Annotated in this window: 12 protein-coding genes; 4 read left to right on the top strand and 8 right to left on the bottom strand. The window is 72.0% G+C overall.

What is annotated here, in order from left to right:
* Positions 1-10: 10 nt before the first annotated feature.
* The 7 genes from PBV52_RS22205 to mshD form a co-directional block, all read right to left on the bottom strand.
* Positions 11-1,285, bottom strand: coding sequence for a CHAD domain-containing protein (locus tag PBV52_RS22205; protein ID WP_274240512.1), 1,275 nt, complete (start codon positions 1,283-1,285; stop codon positions 11-13).
* Entirely contained in the window at positions 1,266-3,641 is a 2,376-nt protein-coding gene (locus PBV52_RS22200; RefSeq protein ID WP_274240511.1) for an RNA degradosome polyphosphate kinase, read from the bottom strand. The genes PBV52_RS22205 and PBV52_RS22200 overlap by 20 nt, the downstream gene beginning before the upstream one ends.
* Positions 3,642-3,791: 150 nt before the next feature.
* Positions 3,792-4,736: a hypothetical protein gene (locus tag PBV52_RS22195; RefSeq protein ID WP_274240510.1), complete on the bottom strand. Its 945-nt coding sequence runs from the start codon at positions 4,734-4,736 to the stop codon at positions 3,792-3,794.
* Positions 4,733-5,737 (bottom strand): ABC transporter permease, encoded by a 1,005-nt coding sequence (locus PBV52_RS22190; RefSeq protein WP_274240509.1) that lies wholly within the window; start codon positions 5,735-5,737, stop codon positions 4,733-4,735. The genes PBV52_RS22195 and PBV52_RS22190 overlap by 4 nt, the downstream gene beginning before the upstream one ends.
* Positions 5,734-6,621, bottom strand: a complete 888-nt coding sequence (locus tag PBV52_RS22185; RefSeq protein ID WP_274240508.1) for an ABC transporter ATP-binding protein — start codon at positions 6,619-6,621, stop codon at positions 5,734-5,736. Before PBV52_RS22185 ends, PBV52_RS22190 begins: the two co-directional genes overlap by 4 nt.
* Positions 6,618-7,004: a GntR family transcriptional regulator gene (locus tag PBV52_RS22180; protein WP_128432324.1), complete on the bottom strand. Its 387-nt coding sequence runs from the start codon at positions 7,002-7,004 to the stop codon at positions 6,618-6,620. Before PBV52_RS22180 ends, PBV52_RS22185 begins: the two co-directional genes overlap by 4 nt.
* A gap of 103 nt (positions 7,005-7,107) precedes the next feature.
* Positions 7,108-8,034: a mycothiol synthase gene (mshD, locus tag PBV52_RS22175; RefSeq protein ID WP_274240506.1), complete on the bottom strand. Its 927-nt coding sequence runs from the start codon at positions 8,032-8,034 to the stop codon at positions 7,108-7,110.
* Positions 8,035-8,189: 155 nt separating this feature from the next.
* Between mshD and PBV52_RS22170 the strand changes: the two genes are divergently transcribed.
* The 4 genes from PBV52_RS22170 (at position 8,190) to PBV52_RS22155 (ending at position 13,526) form a co-directional block, all read left to right on the top strand.
* A complete protein-coding gene (locus PBV52_RS22170) occupies positions 8,190-10,007 on the top strand; it encodes a bifunctional UDP-sugar hydrolase/5'-nucleotidase (RefSeq protein ID WP_274240505.1) in 1,818 nt (605 codons plus the stop codon).
* Positions 10,008-10,087: 80 nt separating this feature from the next.
* Complete coding sequence (locus tag PBV52_RS22165; RefSeq protein WP_274240504.1) at positions 10,088-11,326, top strand: DUF2993 domain-containing protein; 1,239 nt, start codon at positions 10,088-10,090, stop codon at positions 11,324-11,326.
* Positions 11,327-11,516: 190 nt separating this feature from the next.
* The gene (locus PBV52_RS22160) at positions 11,517-11,648 is read left to right on the top strand and encodes a hypothetical protein (RefSeq protein WP_274240503.1); all 132 of its coding nucleotides are present in this window, start codon (positions 11,517-11,519) and stop codon (positions 11,646-11,648) included.
* A 99-nt stretch (positions 11,649-11,747) separates the two neighbouring features.
* The gene (locus PBV52_RS22155) at positions 11,748-13,526 is read left to right on the top strand and encodes an ABC transporter ATP-binding protein (RefSeq protein WP_274240501.1); all 1,779 of its coding nucleotides are present in this window, start codon (positions 11,748-11,750) and stop codon (positions 13,524-13,526) included.
* A gap of 45 nt (positions 13,527-13,571) precedes the next feature.
* On the opposite strand, the gene PBV52_RS22150 is transcribed toward PBV52_RS22155, so the two are convergent.
* Complete coding sequence (locus PBV52_RS22150) at positions 13,572-14,345, bottom strand: carbonic anhydrase (protein WP_373921895.1); 774 nt, start codon at positions 14,343-14,345, stop codon at positions 13,572-13,574.
* Positions 14,346-14,359 lie beyond the last annotated feature (14 nt).

Genomic DNA, 14,359 nt, shown 5'->3' with positions numbered 1-14,359 from the left:
TGTGCCTCCTTCAGGGCCTGCCTGCCGGCTGGATCTGCCAGGACTGCTGGAAGGCGAACCGCGCCGCCTCCACCTCGTGCCGCTGGTCGGCGTGCAGCACGCCGAGGGCGTAGGCCGTCGCCGGGGCGATACGCGGGGTGCGGGCCGCCTGGGCCGCGGCCGCCGCCGCCTCGGAGGCGTCGCGGTGCCGGTTGAGGGCCTGGCCGGCGGTCAGCAGCCGTACGTCCACCAAGTTGGTGTCGCCGTGCAGGACCTCACGGGCGTAGCGGTGCAGGCGCAGCAGCAGGCGGACCTGGTGCCAGGGCGCGTCCTGCGGGTGCGGGGCCGGGTCCGGGGAGAGGCCGTGGATCAGGGCCTCCGCGTTGTAGGGGTGGCCCGCGGTCACCAGGGGCAGCGCCGTCACCGCGTCGCTGAGGCGCTCCTCGGCGGCGGCCGCGAGGGGGCGCAGGTCGCCGGTGGCCGCGGCGGGGGTGAGGGGGACCTCGCTGGCCAGTACGGCGATGTTGTCGGCGACCGCGTGGAAGCGGCTGCTGCCGAGGGCCTGGAGGGCGGTGCTGTGTGCTCGGGTCCGGGCCAGGGTGAGCTGGCGTTCGAGCAGGGCGCCTGCTTTGGCCGCGCCCACGGTGAGGTTGCCGCGTTCCGTGGTGGCCGCCGGGTGGGCCGGGGGGCCGGCGTGCGGGGGCGCCGCTTTCGGCGGGACGGACGCGGCACCGGCGGCACGGCTGCCCGCGGTCACGTTGGCACGGCTTGCCGCGGCCGCGTCGGCCCGACCGGCCGTGGCCGCGTCGCCGCGGCCGGTCGCCGCCGTGTCCGTCAGCCTGCTCGCGCCGCTCGCGCCCGCCGTGCCGGGCAGGCCGGCCACGCCGCCCGTCTGCGTCGGCAGCGCCGTGGCCCCCGACAGGCGGTGCAGGGCCAGCAGCAGGCGCTCCAGGCGGGCCGCGTACGCGTGTTCCATCGCCAGGGTTCCCGAGAGCCAGGCCAGCTCGGGGCGGATGGCCTCCGACCAGTCGGTGTCCAGCAGGGGGCGGAACGTGTGCAGGCTGGCGCTGATGCGGCGGGCCGAGCGGCGCAGGGCCCGGGCCGCGTCGACGGACTCCTCCGAGCCGTTGTCCCCCACTCTCGACTTCGCTCGAGCGAGGGAGCCCCCGTCGCCGCCGCCGGTCTCCCGGTGCAGGCGCAGGGCTCGGAGGAACTCCGTGGCCTGGGCGCGCAGGTAGCCCGCGAGGGCGTCCCCCGCCGCAGCCCCGGCCGTGGGGTCCGTCGGATCAAGGTGTTGCTGTGCCACGCCGGCGCCTCCGGGCGTCTATGAGCATCTCCTGGACGTTGCGCAGGGGCTGGCCGTCCGCGTCCGTCGCGTGCCGGGTCCACTCGCCGTCCGGACCGAGGTGCCAGGATGCGGTGGTGTCGGACATACCGGTCTCCATGAGCCGGTTGAGCGCGGCGCGGTGGGCCGGGTCCGTGACCCTGACCAGGGCTTCTATACGACGGTCGAGATTGCGGTGCATCATGTCGGCGCTGCCGAACCACACCTCGGGCTCGCCGCCGTTGCCGAAGGCGAAGACCCGGGAGTGCTCCAGGAAGCGGCCGAGGACCGAGCGGACGCGGATGTTCTCCGACAGTCCCGTCACGCCCGGGCGGATCGCGCAGATGCCGCGGACCCAGATGTCGACCGGCACGCCCGCCTGGGACGCGCCGTAGCAGGCGTCGATGAGCGCCTCGTCGACGATCGAGTTGACCTTGATGCGGACGTAGGCGGGACGCCCGGCACGGTGGTGCTGGACCTCCTTGTTGATCCGCGAGATCAGGCCGTCGCGCAGGGACTTGGGGGCCACGAGCAGACGGCGGTACGTCTCCCGGCGCGAGTAGCCGGACAGACGGTTGAACAGGTCGGACAGGTCCGCGCCCACCTGCGGGTCCGCGGTCAGCAGGCCCAGGTCCTCGTACAGCCGTGCCGTCTTCGGGTGGTAGTTGCCGGTGCCGACGTGGCTGTAGCGCCGTAGCGTCTCGCCCTCCTGGCGGACCACCAGCGACAGCTTGCAGTGGGTCTTCAGGCCGACGAGGCCGTACACCACATGGCAGCCGGCCTCCTCCAGCTTGCGCGCCCACTTGATGTTGGCGTGCTCGTCGAAGCGGGCCTTGATCTCGACCAGGACGAGGACCTGCTTGCCGGCCTCGGCGGCGTCGATGAGGGCGTTGACTATGGGGGAGTCGCCGGACGTCCGGTACAGGGTCTGCTTGATCGCGAGGACGTCCGGGTCGTCGGCCGCCTGCTCCAGGAACGCCTGCACGGAGGTGGAGAAGGAGTCGTACGGGTGGTGCAGCAGCACGTCGCGGTTGCGCAGCGCGGCGAATATGTCGGGCGCGGACGCCGACTCGACCTCGGCGAGGTCGCGATGGGTGCCCGCGACGAACTTCGCGTACTTCAGCTCGGGCCGGTCGATGGAGGCGATGCGGAAGAGGCCCGTGAGGTCCAGGGGGCCGGTCAGCGGGTAGACCTCGGCCTCGCTGATCTTCAGCTCGCGCACCAGCAGGTCCAGGACCTCCTGGTTGATGTTCTCCTCGACCTCCAGGCGCACCGGCGGCCCGAAGCGGCGCCGCATGAGCTCCTTCTCCAGGGCCTGGAGGAGGTTCTCGGCGTCGTCCTCCTCCACCTCCAGGTCCTCGTTGCGGGTGACCCGGAAGGCGTGGTGCTCCAGGACCTCCATGCCCGGGAACAGCTCCTCCAGGTGGGCGCCGATGACGTCCTCCAGCGGGACGAAGCGGCCGGGGGAGGCCTCCAGGAAGCGGGAGAGCAGCGGCGGCACCTTGACGCGGGCGAAGTGCGGGGTGCCGGTGACGGGGTTGCGGACCCGTACGGCCAGGTTCAGGGAGAGGCCGGAGATGTACGGGAAGGGGTGCGCCGGGTCGACCGCCAGCGGGGTCAGGACCGGGAAGATCTGGTGCCGGAAGAGGGTGAACAGGCGCGCCTGCTCCTTCTCCTGGAGTTCGCTCCAGCGGACCAGGTGGATGCCCTCCTCCGCGAGGGAGGGGGCGACGTCCTCGTGGTAGCAGGCGGCGTGCCGGGCCATCAGCTCGCGGGAGCGGGCCCAGATCATCTCCAGGACCTCGCGGGGCTGCAGGCCGGACGCGGACCGGGTGGCGACACCGGTGGCGATACGGCGCTTCAGTCCGGCCACGCGGACCATGAAGAACTCGTCCAGGTTGCTGGCGAAGATCGCCAGGAAGTTCGCCCGTTCGAGGAGCGGGGTGTTCGGGTCCTCGGCGAGTTCGAGGACGCGCTCGTTGAACGCGAGCCAGCTGCGTTCCCGGTCCAGGAAGCGTCCCTGGGGCAGCTGGACGCCGTCGATCTCGGAGACCTCGTACGCGTCGAGGTCGGCATCGATGTCGGGCTCCAGTTCGGAGACCACCGCCGAGCTCACCGTGTGCGGGCGGTGTGCCGCGATGGAGCCCACGGAGGGCTGCGCGTGCTGGACGTTTGCCTGGGCGTTCGTGGACTGGCTCATATGCCCATTGTTCCGCGTGGCGAGGCTTATGGGCGCGTCGGACAACGCGGGCGGGAGCGTGGCGGGGAGGCGTCGTGCGTCCCCGTTCCTCGCGCTCCCTCCCGGGGGCGGCGCAGGCTCTGGCACGGCGGGCGTCATTGGCTGAGCCTCGCAAGCCCGTCTGAACCAATGGTTACGGAGACATGGCGTGTGGGATAGCGGGGGGCGGCTCGCGGGCGTCTACGTCGCCGCCGGGATGTCCGGCCCGCACGCCCGTCCCCCCGTGGAGGGACGTACGGGCCGGAGGTCTCAGGGCATGCGGCGGCGCAGCAGGCGGAAGGCGGCGAGCGTCGCCGCGGCGGCCACCACGAGGACGATTCCGGTCTCGACGTACTGGAGCGGCCAGAAATGGGACTGGGGGTGGAAGGTCGCGCTGGTGGACAACGGGGTGCCCTCCCCGGGATGCCGCCCCCAGGTGATGTCCCCATCCTGCTGCCAGGCGGAGCGGGGCAGCTCGAATTCGCCCTTCTCGCTGCGGGTGACCGTCGGCCAGAGGTCCTCGCGGTAGCGCTCCAGCACGGTGTGGAGGAGCAGCGCGGCCGCGAAGCCCACCCCGGCGGCGGGCAGTGTCCGGCGGAGCAGCAGTCCGGCGAGCGTGCCGAGGGCGAGGCCCGCGAGGGCGTAGGCGACGGCCACCGGGCCGATGCCGGAGAACTGGTCGGGTCCGTACCAGTCCCCGACGAGGTTCGGGTTGTCGTCCGTGCGGGCCCAGAGGTTCAGCAGCAGGACCGCACCGGTTCCGGCGGTGAGCAGGGCGGCCGGGACCGCGAGCTTGGCGGCCAGCCATCGGGCCGGGGTGACCGACTGGGTCCAGGCGAGCCGGGCGGTGCCGCTCTCCAGCTCCCGGCCGATCAGCGCCCCGCCCGCCCAGGCGGCCACGGGGAGGATCACGTAGCACAGGGCCGTGGTGACCAGGGCGATGCCGTCGGAGTAGAGGCCGTCGACGGTGATCGCCTCGACCGAGGCGCAGGAAGGGAGGCCGTCGTGGGCGGGCTCGGCGCACGGGACGTTTCCCCGGCGGGCGTCGTCCGCGATCGTGTGCATCCAGATCAGGCCCGCCGTCGCGGCGGTCAGGGTGAGCCCCCAGAAGACCAGGGCCGTGCGGTGCACCCGCAGGACGGCCCAGACCAGGCCGCGCGGCCCGCGCGGGGTGCCGGTGGCCGGGGTCGTCGTGGCGGTGAGTGTGGTGGTCATACGGCGGCTCCGGTGCGGCGGTTCAGCAGCCGGAAGGCGAGCAGGACCGCCAGTGCGGCGACGGCGAGGACGATGCCGGTCTCCACGAGTTGCAGGGGCCAGAAGTGGGAGGCCGGGTGGTAGTCGCGGTAGAAGCCCACGATGTCGTGCTCGGCGAGGCACTTGGCGTTGTCGACGCAGATGGGGTCCGGGACGCGGGCGCCGGTGGAGGTGAGCGCGCCCTCGCCGACGACCATGCCGATGTACTCGGGGTACTCGTTCTTGTCGGTGAGCGTCTCGACCGGCCACAGGTACGGGCGCAGGGCGCCGAGCGCGGCCGCGAGGATCGCGAGGCCCACGACCGCCGTGCCGAGCGCGGCCAGGGCCCGGCGCTGGAGCAGGCCCGCGAGGACGCCGACGGCGAGGCCGAGGAGGGCGTAGGCGGTGGCGAGGGTGCCGTTGGCCTCGAAGGTGGCGCCCTGGTACCAGGCCCGCGAGCCGCCCGCGAGCCGCAGCGCACCGTCCGCCGAGAAGACCATGCGGTGCAGCAGAGTGAGCAGGAGCGTGCCGGAGACGAGCAGGGTGGCCGGGACGGCGAGTTTGGCGGCCAGCCAGCGGGCCGGTGACACGGACTGGGTCCAGGCCAACTGGGCGGTCCCGCTCTCCAGTTCGCGCCCGATGAGCGCGGCGCCCGCCCAGGCGGCGGTGAGGAAGGGCGCGAGGGCGAGGACTCCGGAGCCGAGGGCGATTGCGGCGTCGTACCGGCCGTAGGCGGCACCGGCACCCGTGTCGCAGGTCAGGTCACCCGGTGACACGGCATCGCAGCCCGCCTTCCGGAGCTCGGCCCACGCGGCGTCCGCTCCCGGACCGTACGCCCACAGCAGTACTCCCGCTCCGACGGCCACCAGCATCACCCAGAACCACAGCGCCGAGCGGTGCAGCCGCAGCATCGCCCAGAGCAGGCCGCGCGGTCCCCGGGTGGGCGTGGCGGCGGTGGACGCCTCAAGGGTCACGGCGGTCATACGGCGGCCTCCTGCGGGGTGTCGAGCCGCAGAGCCGGGGCCTCGGGGGCGCGCAGGTGGGCCAGGACCAGCTCCTCCAGGGTCGGGGCGGTGGTCTGCCAGCCGTCGCCGAGGGGGCCGTCGGGGCGTACGAGTGCGGTGAGTTGGCGTCCCGTGGTGCGGGACTCGACCACGGTGTGCGGGTCGAGGGAGGCGTCGGCCCGGCCGGTGACCAGCTTGTGCGCGGCGAGCAGGTCGTCCAGCGGGCCGGCGAGGCGGACCCGGCCGGCGCCGAGCAGCAGGAGGTGGTCGCAGGCGCCGTCCAGCTCGGCCACGACGTGCGAGGACATGACAACCGTGGTGCCGTGCTCGGCCGCGTCGGCCATGAGCGTGGCCATCAGCTGGTGCCGGGCGAGCGGGTCGAGGTCGGCCATCGGCTCGTCCAGGAGCAGCAGTTCGGGGCGCTTGCCGAGGGCGAGGGCGAGCGCGACGCGGGTGCGCTGGCCGCCGGAGAGCGTGCGGATCTTGGCGTCCGGGGCGAGGTCGCCCTCGGCGACGATCCGCTCGGCGACCCGGTCGTCCCAGCGGCGGGGGTTCAGCTCGCGGCCGAGGCGCAGGGTGTCGGCGACGGTGAGCTGGGGGTGCAGGGGCTTGTCCTGGGCGACGTACGCGAGTCGCTCGCGGGCCGCCGCCGGGGTCTGGCCGAGGACGGTGATCGTGCCGTCGGTGGGGCGCAGCAGTCCGGCCGCGAGGGAGAGCAGGGTCGACTTGCCCGCGCCGTTCGGTCCGACGACGGCGCAGACGCGGCCGACCGGGAGCCGGAAGGCGCAGCCGTCCAGCGCCGGCGTGCGGCGCCGCCCGAACCTCTTGCTCAGCGCGGCCGCCTCGATGGCGGTCTCGGTCATGACTCGTCCCCCTTGAAGTGCGTGTCCAGTACAGAAGTGAAGAGCGCGTCCACGTCGTCGCGCTCCAGGCCGGCCTCGCGGGCCCGTACGGCCCACGCGTCCAGTTCGGTGCGCAGCGGCGAGTCGGCCGGCGCGGTGTTCAGTCCGCGTCGCACGAACGTGCCGAGTCCCCGCCGTGCCTCGACCAGGCCCTCGCGTTCCAGTTCGCGGTAGGCCTTGAGGACGGTGTTGGGGTTGATGGCGGTGGCCTCGACGACCTCACGGGCCGTCGGCAGCTTGTCCCCCGGCTCCAACAGGCCCAGGCGCAGGGCCTGTTTGGTCTGCTGGACGATCTGCACGTAGGTGGCGACGCCGGAGCGCCGGTCGATGCGGTACTCGACCATCCGTTCCACCACCCTTTCACTAATTGAGTAGTGAAAGGGTGGTGCAAAAGAAGGGGCGGCGTCAAGGTCGCCGCCCCTTCTGGGAGTTATGTGCGGTTTGGTGTCACGTCTCGGCCCGGTACATGAGGTCCGTCTCGTACGTCACGAACCCCAGCCGCTCGTACACCGACACCGCCGCCTTGTTGTCGGCGTCGACGTAGAGCATCGCCGTGGGCAGCCCCTGTGCGGCCAGATGGCGCAGCCCGATCGTCGCCAGGGCCTTGCCCAGCCCGCCGCCCTGCGCGCCCGGTCGCACACCGAGGACGTACACCTCGCCCAGCCGCTCCTGCGCGTGGACCTTCGTCCAGTGGAAGCCGATGAGTTCGCCCGCCCGCTCCGCCAGGAAGAAGCCCGCCGGGTCGAACCAGGGCTCGGCCTTGCGGTCGTCGAGGTCGCGCTGGGTGAGGGAGCCCTGCTCGGGGTGGTGGGCGAAGGCGGCGGCGTTCACGGCGAGCCAGGCCGCGTCGTCCTGGCCGGGCACGAAGGTGCGGACCGTCACGCCCTCGGGGAGCATCGGGTCCGGCAGCTTCAGGTCCGCCAACGAGCGGCGCATCTGGCGCAGTTCGCGGAACAGGGTGAGGCCGAGGACCTGGGAGAGATGCCGGGCGGCGGCGTGGCCGCCGTGGGCCCACACCCGCAGCCGCTTGCCGGACGCGGCGAGGAGGGCCGAGCCGAGCGCGCGGCCGTGGCCGTGGCCGCGGTGCGAGGGGTGGACGACCAGCTCGGCGGCCGGGGCCTCCACCGGGTCGGTGTCCTCCAGCTGGGCGTAACCGACGAGTTCGCCGGCGACGGTCAGCAGCAGATGCGACACGCCTTCGCGCTCGCCTCCGTGCAACTGCAACCGGCCTTGCTCGGACACCGCCTGCTGCCCGTCGTTCCGGGCGGCCTCCGCGAGCAGTTCGAGTACGGCCTCGGTCTGCTCCGGGGAGAGCGTGGAGTGGGTCTCGATGGAACGGGTCGGGAGGGGGTGTGCGGTGTCGTCGCTGGTCATGCGTACGAGGGTAAGGGGAGCGTCCGGCAATGTGGCGGCAAAGGGGCGGGCAAAGGGAAACCAGAAAGTAACCATGAACCCCCTGTCGCGCTACGCGCGTTGACTCTAGGCTGCGCGCGACGGGGCCATGTCACTTTCGACCCACAGGGGGGCGTATGCCAGCCGAGTCACGGGCGCACCAGCGCCGCAGACGCCGTACTCACCTTCTCCTCGCCGGAGCCGTCGGTCTCGCCACCGCCGGTGCGCTGGCCGCGGCGCTCCCCGCGACGGCGACGGCGGAGGAGAGCTCCGCCAAGCACGGGGGCGGTTACGGCTACAACCGCTACCAGGACGTGCAGCTGCTGTCCTTCAACGACCTGCACGGCAACCTGGAGCCGCCGGCCGGTTCCTCCGGCCGGGTCACCGAGCTCCAGGCGGACGGCACGACGAAGACCATCGACGCGGGCGGCGTGGAGTACCTCGCCACGCACCTGCGCCAGGCCCGCGAGGGCAACAAGTACTCCATCACCGCGGCCGGCGGCGACATGGTCGGCGCCTCCCCGCTGATCTCGGGCCTCTTCCACGACGAGCCCACCATCGAGGCGCTGAACAAGCTCGACCTGGACGTCACCTCGGTCGGCAACCACGAGTTCGACGAGGGCGCCAAGGAACTGGCCCGCCTGCAGAACGGCGGCTGCCACCCGACGGCCGGCTGCTACACGGACACGGAGTTCGCGGGCGCCGACTTCCCGTACCTCGCCGCGAACGTCCTCGACGAGAAGACCGGCAAGCCGATCCTCAAGCCCTACTGGGTGTGGAAGAAGAACGGCGTCAAGGTCGGCTTCATCGGCGTGACCCTGGAGGACACGCCGGGTGTCGTCTCCGCGGACGGCGTGAAGGGCCTGAAGTTCAAGGACGAGGTCGAGACGATCAACAAGTACGCGCGCGTGCTCCAGGCGCAGGGCGTGAAGTCGATCGTGGCGCTGATCCACGAAGGTGGCCTGCCGGCCTCCGGCTCGTACAACTACAACTGCGACTCCCCGGGCGCCGGTGACGGCATCTCCGGCCCGATCGTCGACATCGCCAAGAACATCACGCCGCAGGTGGACGCGCTGGTCACCGGCCACACGCACGCCGCGTACGTCTGCACGGTCCCCGACCCGTCGGGCAAGCCCCGCATGGTGACGTCGGCCGCGTCCTTCGGCCGCCTCTACACCGACACGACGCTGACGTACGACCGCTTCACCGGCGACATCGCCCGTACGTCCGTGAAGTCGGCGAACCACGTGGTCACCCGGACGGTCGCCAAGGCGCCCGACATGACCGAGCTGATCAGCAAGTGGAACACCCTCGCGGCGCCCATCGGCAACCGTGCGATCGGCTACATATCGGCCGACATCCCCAACACCGGCACCGAGTCCCCGATCGGCGACCTGATCGCGGACGCCCAGCTGGCGCACGGCAAGGAGCTGGACCCGGAGACGGACCTGGCGCTGATGAACCCGGGCGGCATCCGGGCACCGCTGACCTACGCGGCCAAGGGCAGCGAGGGCGACGGTGTGGTGACGTACGCCGAGGGCTTCACCGTGCAGCCGTTCTCCAACACCGTGAACCTCCAGGACTTCACCGGCGCGCAGCTGATCCAGGTGCTCAAGGAGCAGGTGAGCGGGACGAACGCCGCCTCGCCGAAGATCCTGCAGGTCTCGTCGGGTCTGACGTACACGCTGGACCTGACGGAGTCGGGTGCGGACCGGGTGGTGACCGACTCGGTCAAGCTGAACGGCGAGGCGATCAACCCGACGGCCACCTACCGCGTCGCCACGAACAGCTTCCTCGCGGGCGGCGGCGACGGCATCCCGACGCTGGGCCAGGGCACGAACGACCTGGTCGGCTCGGACGACCTGGCGGCGCTGGAGAAGTACCTGACGGCCAACTCCTCGGCGACGAACCCGATCGCGCCGCCGGCGGCGAAGCGGATCACGGTCGTGCAGTAGTGCGTGAACCGGCGTGAACTAGATCGCAAACCTCCGGTAGAGGTTGCGGGTGGGGGGCGTGCGCATGGTCGGATGGATCGATGCGTACCCCCCACCGCATAACCACGCATCCCTATACGAACCCCTACGAGGAGCTCGCCGGCCTGGACGACGGTCCGCTGGATGAGTTCCTCCACGAGGACGTACGGGACGAGCAGACCGAGCAGGACGAGGCGGCGGCCCAGGACGATCCCTGGGCCCCGCCCAACCACCGCCGCAACGGCCGGCGCCGCCGGCGAGGTCGTTTCGCGGGGCTTCCCCTCGCGCTGAAGGCGGTGGTCGCCCTCGTCGTCCTCGCCGCCTTCCTCACCCTCGGCGACCGCTGGGCCCTGCTGTACGCCGAGCGCAGAGCGGCGGACACCCTCAAGGACCGCTTCGACCTGGCCGCGGCGCCCGAGGTGGAGATCGGCGGCTTCCCCTTCCTCACCCAACTCGCCGACGAGCGGCTGGACTCGGTGAAGGTGACGGTCCCCGACGTGGCCGCCGACCGGATCTCGCTCGCGCAGGTGACGGCGACGGCACGGGACGTACGGCTGGACACCGACGGCCCGACGGCGGTGCGCGGCGCCGAGGTCCCGAGGCTGGAGGGCGACGTCCTCCTCTCCTTCGCGGACCTGAACCGCGAACTCGGCGCCTCCCAGGTCACGTTCACCGGAGAGGGCCGTGACCGGGTCCGGGCCCGCGGCACCCTGCCGGTCGCCGGACACGACCTGCGCCTGCGCGCCGAGGCCCGCATCCTGCGCGACGGCGACCGAGGCATCGCCACGCACATCGGCGGAATGCGCCTGGACATCGGGGACCTGGCCACCTACCGCCCCGGCGCCCGCGCCGCGGACGGCCTGCACCTGAGCCGTGAGTCGGCGGCCCGCCTCGCCCACGAGACCCGCAAGGCGAAGGAGCTCCTGTCGATCCCGGCGGTCGTACGGCGCCTCGGAGTGCCCGACTCCGTCGTCCGCGAGGCCCTGCGCAACGAGTCCAAGCTCACCGACCTGACCGGCACCCCGCGCTTCCTCCGCCAGGCCATGCGCCTCAACCTCATCGACCTGGCCCTCGACCACCCCGCCCTGCTGAAGCGCCTGGGCTTCGACCCCGCCCTCCTCGACGCCCTGCCCCGCCTCACCCGCCCGGTCCTCGCCGACCAGCTGTCCCTGGGCTTCCGGCTGCCCGAGCCGCCGAGCGGGGCGCTGCGGCTGCGGGACGTGCGGGTGGAGAAGGACGGGATCAGGGTGCGCTTGGAAGGGGCGGGGCTGGCGGTCGGCGGGAAAAAGGTCCGGAAATAAATCCTGTGTGAATTCCGGTTCGGTTCCCGGATCTCCCTGAGAATGGTCTCAGGTGTAATTCATCGAGGTCTCAGCGGATTTGGCTTTTTCCGGCTCCGGCGTCCCGTAATGTTTTCCATGTCGAAAGCGAACGACATGAAAGCAAGCGACCTAGGTAAATCCTAGTAATTCACAGGAAAGAGAAATCCGCATGAGCTTCCACAAGATCGCCCCCGTGAAGAAGAACTGCAAGACCGCCGCCCCGGCCGCCAAGAAGCAGAAGGCTTCTGCCGCCCCGAAGAAGGCGGCCCCGAAGCGCCGCCCGGTCGCGCACAAGGGCTGAGGCCGACGGACGAGGCGGGGTCACCGGAGCGCTCGGCTTCGGGGCCCCGCCTCCGTCATGCCCGGAGGTCTTCTCCGGTGCCGGGAAAGGGACTTGAGCATGAGGGAAGTGCGTACGGCCTTCCGGCGTTTCTGGCCGCTGACGCGCGGCGACCGGAAATGGCTGGCGGCCATCGTGGCCTGCGTCGTCGTCGCCGCGCTCGCCGAGACCGCCTCGATCCTGCTGTTCGCCGAGCTCACCGACAACGCGCTGAAGGCCGGTTCACTGGCGGCTTTCTGGGGCCCGGCGGCGGCCTGGCTGGGCGTCGCGGTGCTGGGCGCGTTCGTCGGCTATCTCGGTAATTCGCTCGCCACCTGGACCGCCGAGAGATTTGTGCTGAGGCTGCGCGCGAAGGTCTTCCGGCACGTCCAGGAGCTGCCGCCGCATTTCTTCCAGAAACACCGGCAGGGCGACCTGGTCGAGCGGCTCACCGGGGACGTCGAGGCCATCGAGCAGATGGTCGTGTCGGGCGTGGTCGGCACCGTCTCCGCCGCCTTCTCGGCGGTCTTCTACTCGGCGGCGGCCCTGTACCTGCGCTGGGACCTGGCCCTGGCCACCTTCGTCCTGGCGCCCCTGTTCCTGCTGGCCGCCCGCCGCTTCTCCGGCCGTATCCGCACGGCGTCCCAGGACGAGCGGGTGGCGGACGGCGCGATCACCTCGGTGGTGGAGGAGTCCCTGGGCAATGTGGTGCTGACCCAGGCCTACAACCGCAGCCGGGACGAGGAGCGGCGGCTCGACCGCGAGGCGCGGGCGTGGATGAAGGCGTCCGTGCGCGGGGCGCGGCTGAGCGAGATGTACGAGCAGTTCGTCGAGGTCGTGGAGACGATCTGCGTGCTCGCCGTGATCGGCCTGGGCGTCTGGGAGATCTCGGCCGACCGTATGACACTCGGCCAACTCCTCGCCTTCGCCGCCTTCGTCGGCTACCTCTACCCGCCGATCCGCAACCTCGGCCGGCTCGGCCTCACCCTCACCGCCGCCACCGCCGGCGCCCGGCGCCTCGGCGAGATCCTGGACGCCGAGCCGGCCGTCACCGACCCCGCCCGGCCCCTCGCGCCGTGGCCGGTGCGCGGCTGGGTCGGCTTCCACGGGGTGTCCTTCCGCTACCCGGGTTCCACCAGGGAGTCGCTGACGGACCTGACCTTCACGGCCGGCCCCGGAGAGCTGGTGATCATCACGGGCCCGAGCGGCGCGGGCAAGTCGACGACGGCCAAGCTCCTCACCCGCTTCTACGACCCGGCGGCGGGCGCGATCACCCTGGACGGAATGCCGCTCACGGACCTGTCGCTGCAGTTCCTGCGCGAGAACGTGGCGCTGCTGCCCCAGGAGACACTGATCCTCAACGGCACCATCCGCGAGAACATCGAGTGCGGCCGCCCGGGCGCGAGCGACGAGGACATCGAGCGGGCGGCGCGCGCGGCGGCGGCGCACGACTTCATCGCCGCGCTGCCCGGGGGATACGACACGCAGGTCGCCCCCGGCACGGCGGCCCTGTCCGGCGGTCAGCTGAAGCGGATCACGATCGCCCGCGCGATGCTGCGCGCCGCGCCTGTCCTGGTCCTGGACGAACCGACAGCCGGGCTGGACTCGGTGGCCGCCCGCCAGGTCGTACAGCCGTTGCGCCGCCTCATGTCCGGCCGTACGACGATCATGATCACCCACGATCTGAGCCTGGCGCCGGATGCGGACCGGGTGCTGGTCGTGGACGGCGGCCGGCTGGTGGAGGCGGGCACGCACGGGGAGTTGGTGGCTCGGGGCGGGGTCTATGCGCGGCTGGCGGGGCCGGTGGCGGGGCCGGTGGCGGGGAGGTTGACGGAGGAAACCCTCGTCCTCAGACGTTGACCGCCCGCACCCGCACCCGCCCGTGGCCCCGCCGGAGTGTGGTCGTCAGGCGACCCGGTGGACGCGCTGCGTGTCCAGCTCGTAGCGGGCGCCGACGATGGCCAGTTCGCCGGAGGCCACCTTCGCGGCGAGGTCGGGCTCCGCGGCGAGGCGGGCGCGGACGGCCCGTACGTTGGCGTCGATGGTGGAGTCGACGCGGGCGTCGCCCTCCTTGGTGCGGTCTATGTTCGGCGCTATCTGGTCGGCGATGTACTGGATGTGGGCCGGCAGCCGCTCACCCGACTCGTCCGCCGCGACGGAGGCCTTCACCGCACCGCACGACTGGTGGCCGAGGACCAGCACCAGCGGGATGTCCAGTTCGAGCACGCCGTAGGCGACGCTGCCGAGCACGGCCTCGTCCAGCACCTCACCGGCGCTGCGCACGGTCATCAGGTCACCGAGGCCCTGGTCGAAGACGAGCTCCGGCGGCACCCGGGAGTCGATGCAGCCGAGGACGACGGCGAACGGGTGCTGACCCGTCGTCAGACTCTGCCGCACGGCGGGCGACTCGTCGGGGTGCCGCTCACAGAAGGTGCGCCAGCGCTGGTTGCCCGCGGCGAGCTCACGCAGGGCTTCGCCGGGAGTGCTGGGGCGACGGCGGGAGCCGCTGGTGCTGGGGGCGGCGGAGGCGGAGCCCGTACCGAGGGCGGCGGTGGCCCCCAGAGCCGCGGTCCCGGTCAGCCCGGCCCGCAGGAGTGCGCGGCGGGCGAGAGAGGGGAGGGCGAACCGCGTGTGAGCAGTGGTGGCCGACGGTGAGTCGGCGGATCTGTCTGAGTTCACGGGGTGGAACGTAC

The organism is Streptomyces sp. T12 (assembly GCF_028736035.1).
In the GTDB taxonomy this organism is placed as follows: Bacteria; Actinomycetota; Actinomycetes; order Streptomycetales; family Streptomycetaceae; genus Streptomyces.
Note: the sequence above shows the minus strand (reverse complement) of the source record. Positions and strands in the feature narration are given on the sequence as shown.

Coding starts and splice junctions, on each gene's coding strand:
- PBV52_RS22180 (WP_128432324.1), bottom strand. CDS start 7,004: ATGGTCGAGTACCGCATCGACCGGCGCTCCGGCGTCGCCACCTACGTG.
- PBV52_RS22165 (WP_274240504.1), top strand. CDS start 10,088: ATGCGTACCCCCCACCGCATAACCACGCATCCCTATACGAACCCCTAC.
- PBV52_RS22195 (WP_274240510.1), bottom strand. CDS start 4,736: ATGACCACCACACTCACCGCCACGACGACCCCGGCCACCGGCACCCCG.
- PBV52_RS22185 (WP_274240508.1), bottom strand. CDS start 6,621: ATGACCGAGACCGCCATCGAGGCGGCCGCGCTGAGCAAGAGGTTCGGG.
- PBV52_RS22155 (WP_274240501.1), top strand. CDS start 11,748: ATGAGGGAAGTGCGTACGGCCTTCCGGCGTTTCTGGCCGCTGACGCGC.
- PBV52_RS22190 (WP_274240509.1), bottom strand. CDS start 5,737: ATGACCGCCGTGACCCTTGAGGCGTCCACCGCCGCCACGCCCACCCGG.
- mshD (WP_274240506.1), bottom strand. CDS start 8,034: ATGACCAGCGACGACACCGCACACCCCCTCCCGACCCGTTCCATCGAG.
- PBV52_RS22170 (WP_274240505.1), top strand. CDS start 8,190: ATGCCAGCCGAGTCACGGGCGCACCAGCGCCGCAGACGCCGTACTCAC.
- PBV52_RS22200 (WP_274240511.1), bottom strand. CDS start 3,641: ATGACGCCCGCCGTGCCAGAGCCTGCGCCGCCCCCGGGAGGGAGCGCG.
- PBV52_RS22160 (WP_274240503.1), top strand. CDS start 11,517: ATGAGCTTCCACAAGATCGCCCCCGTGAAGAAGAACTGCAAGACCGCC.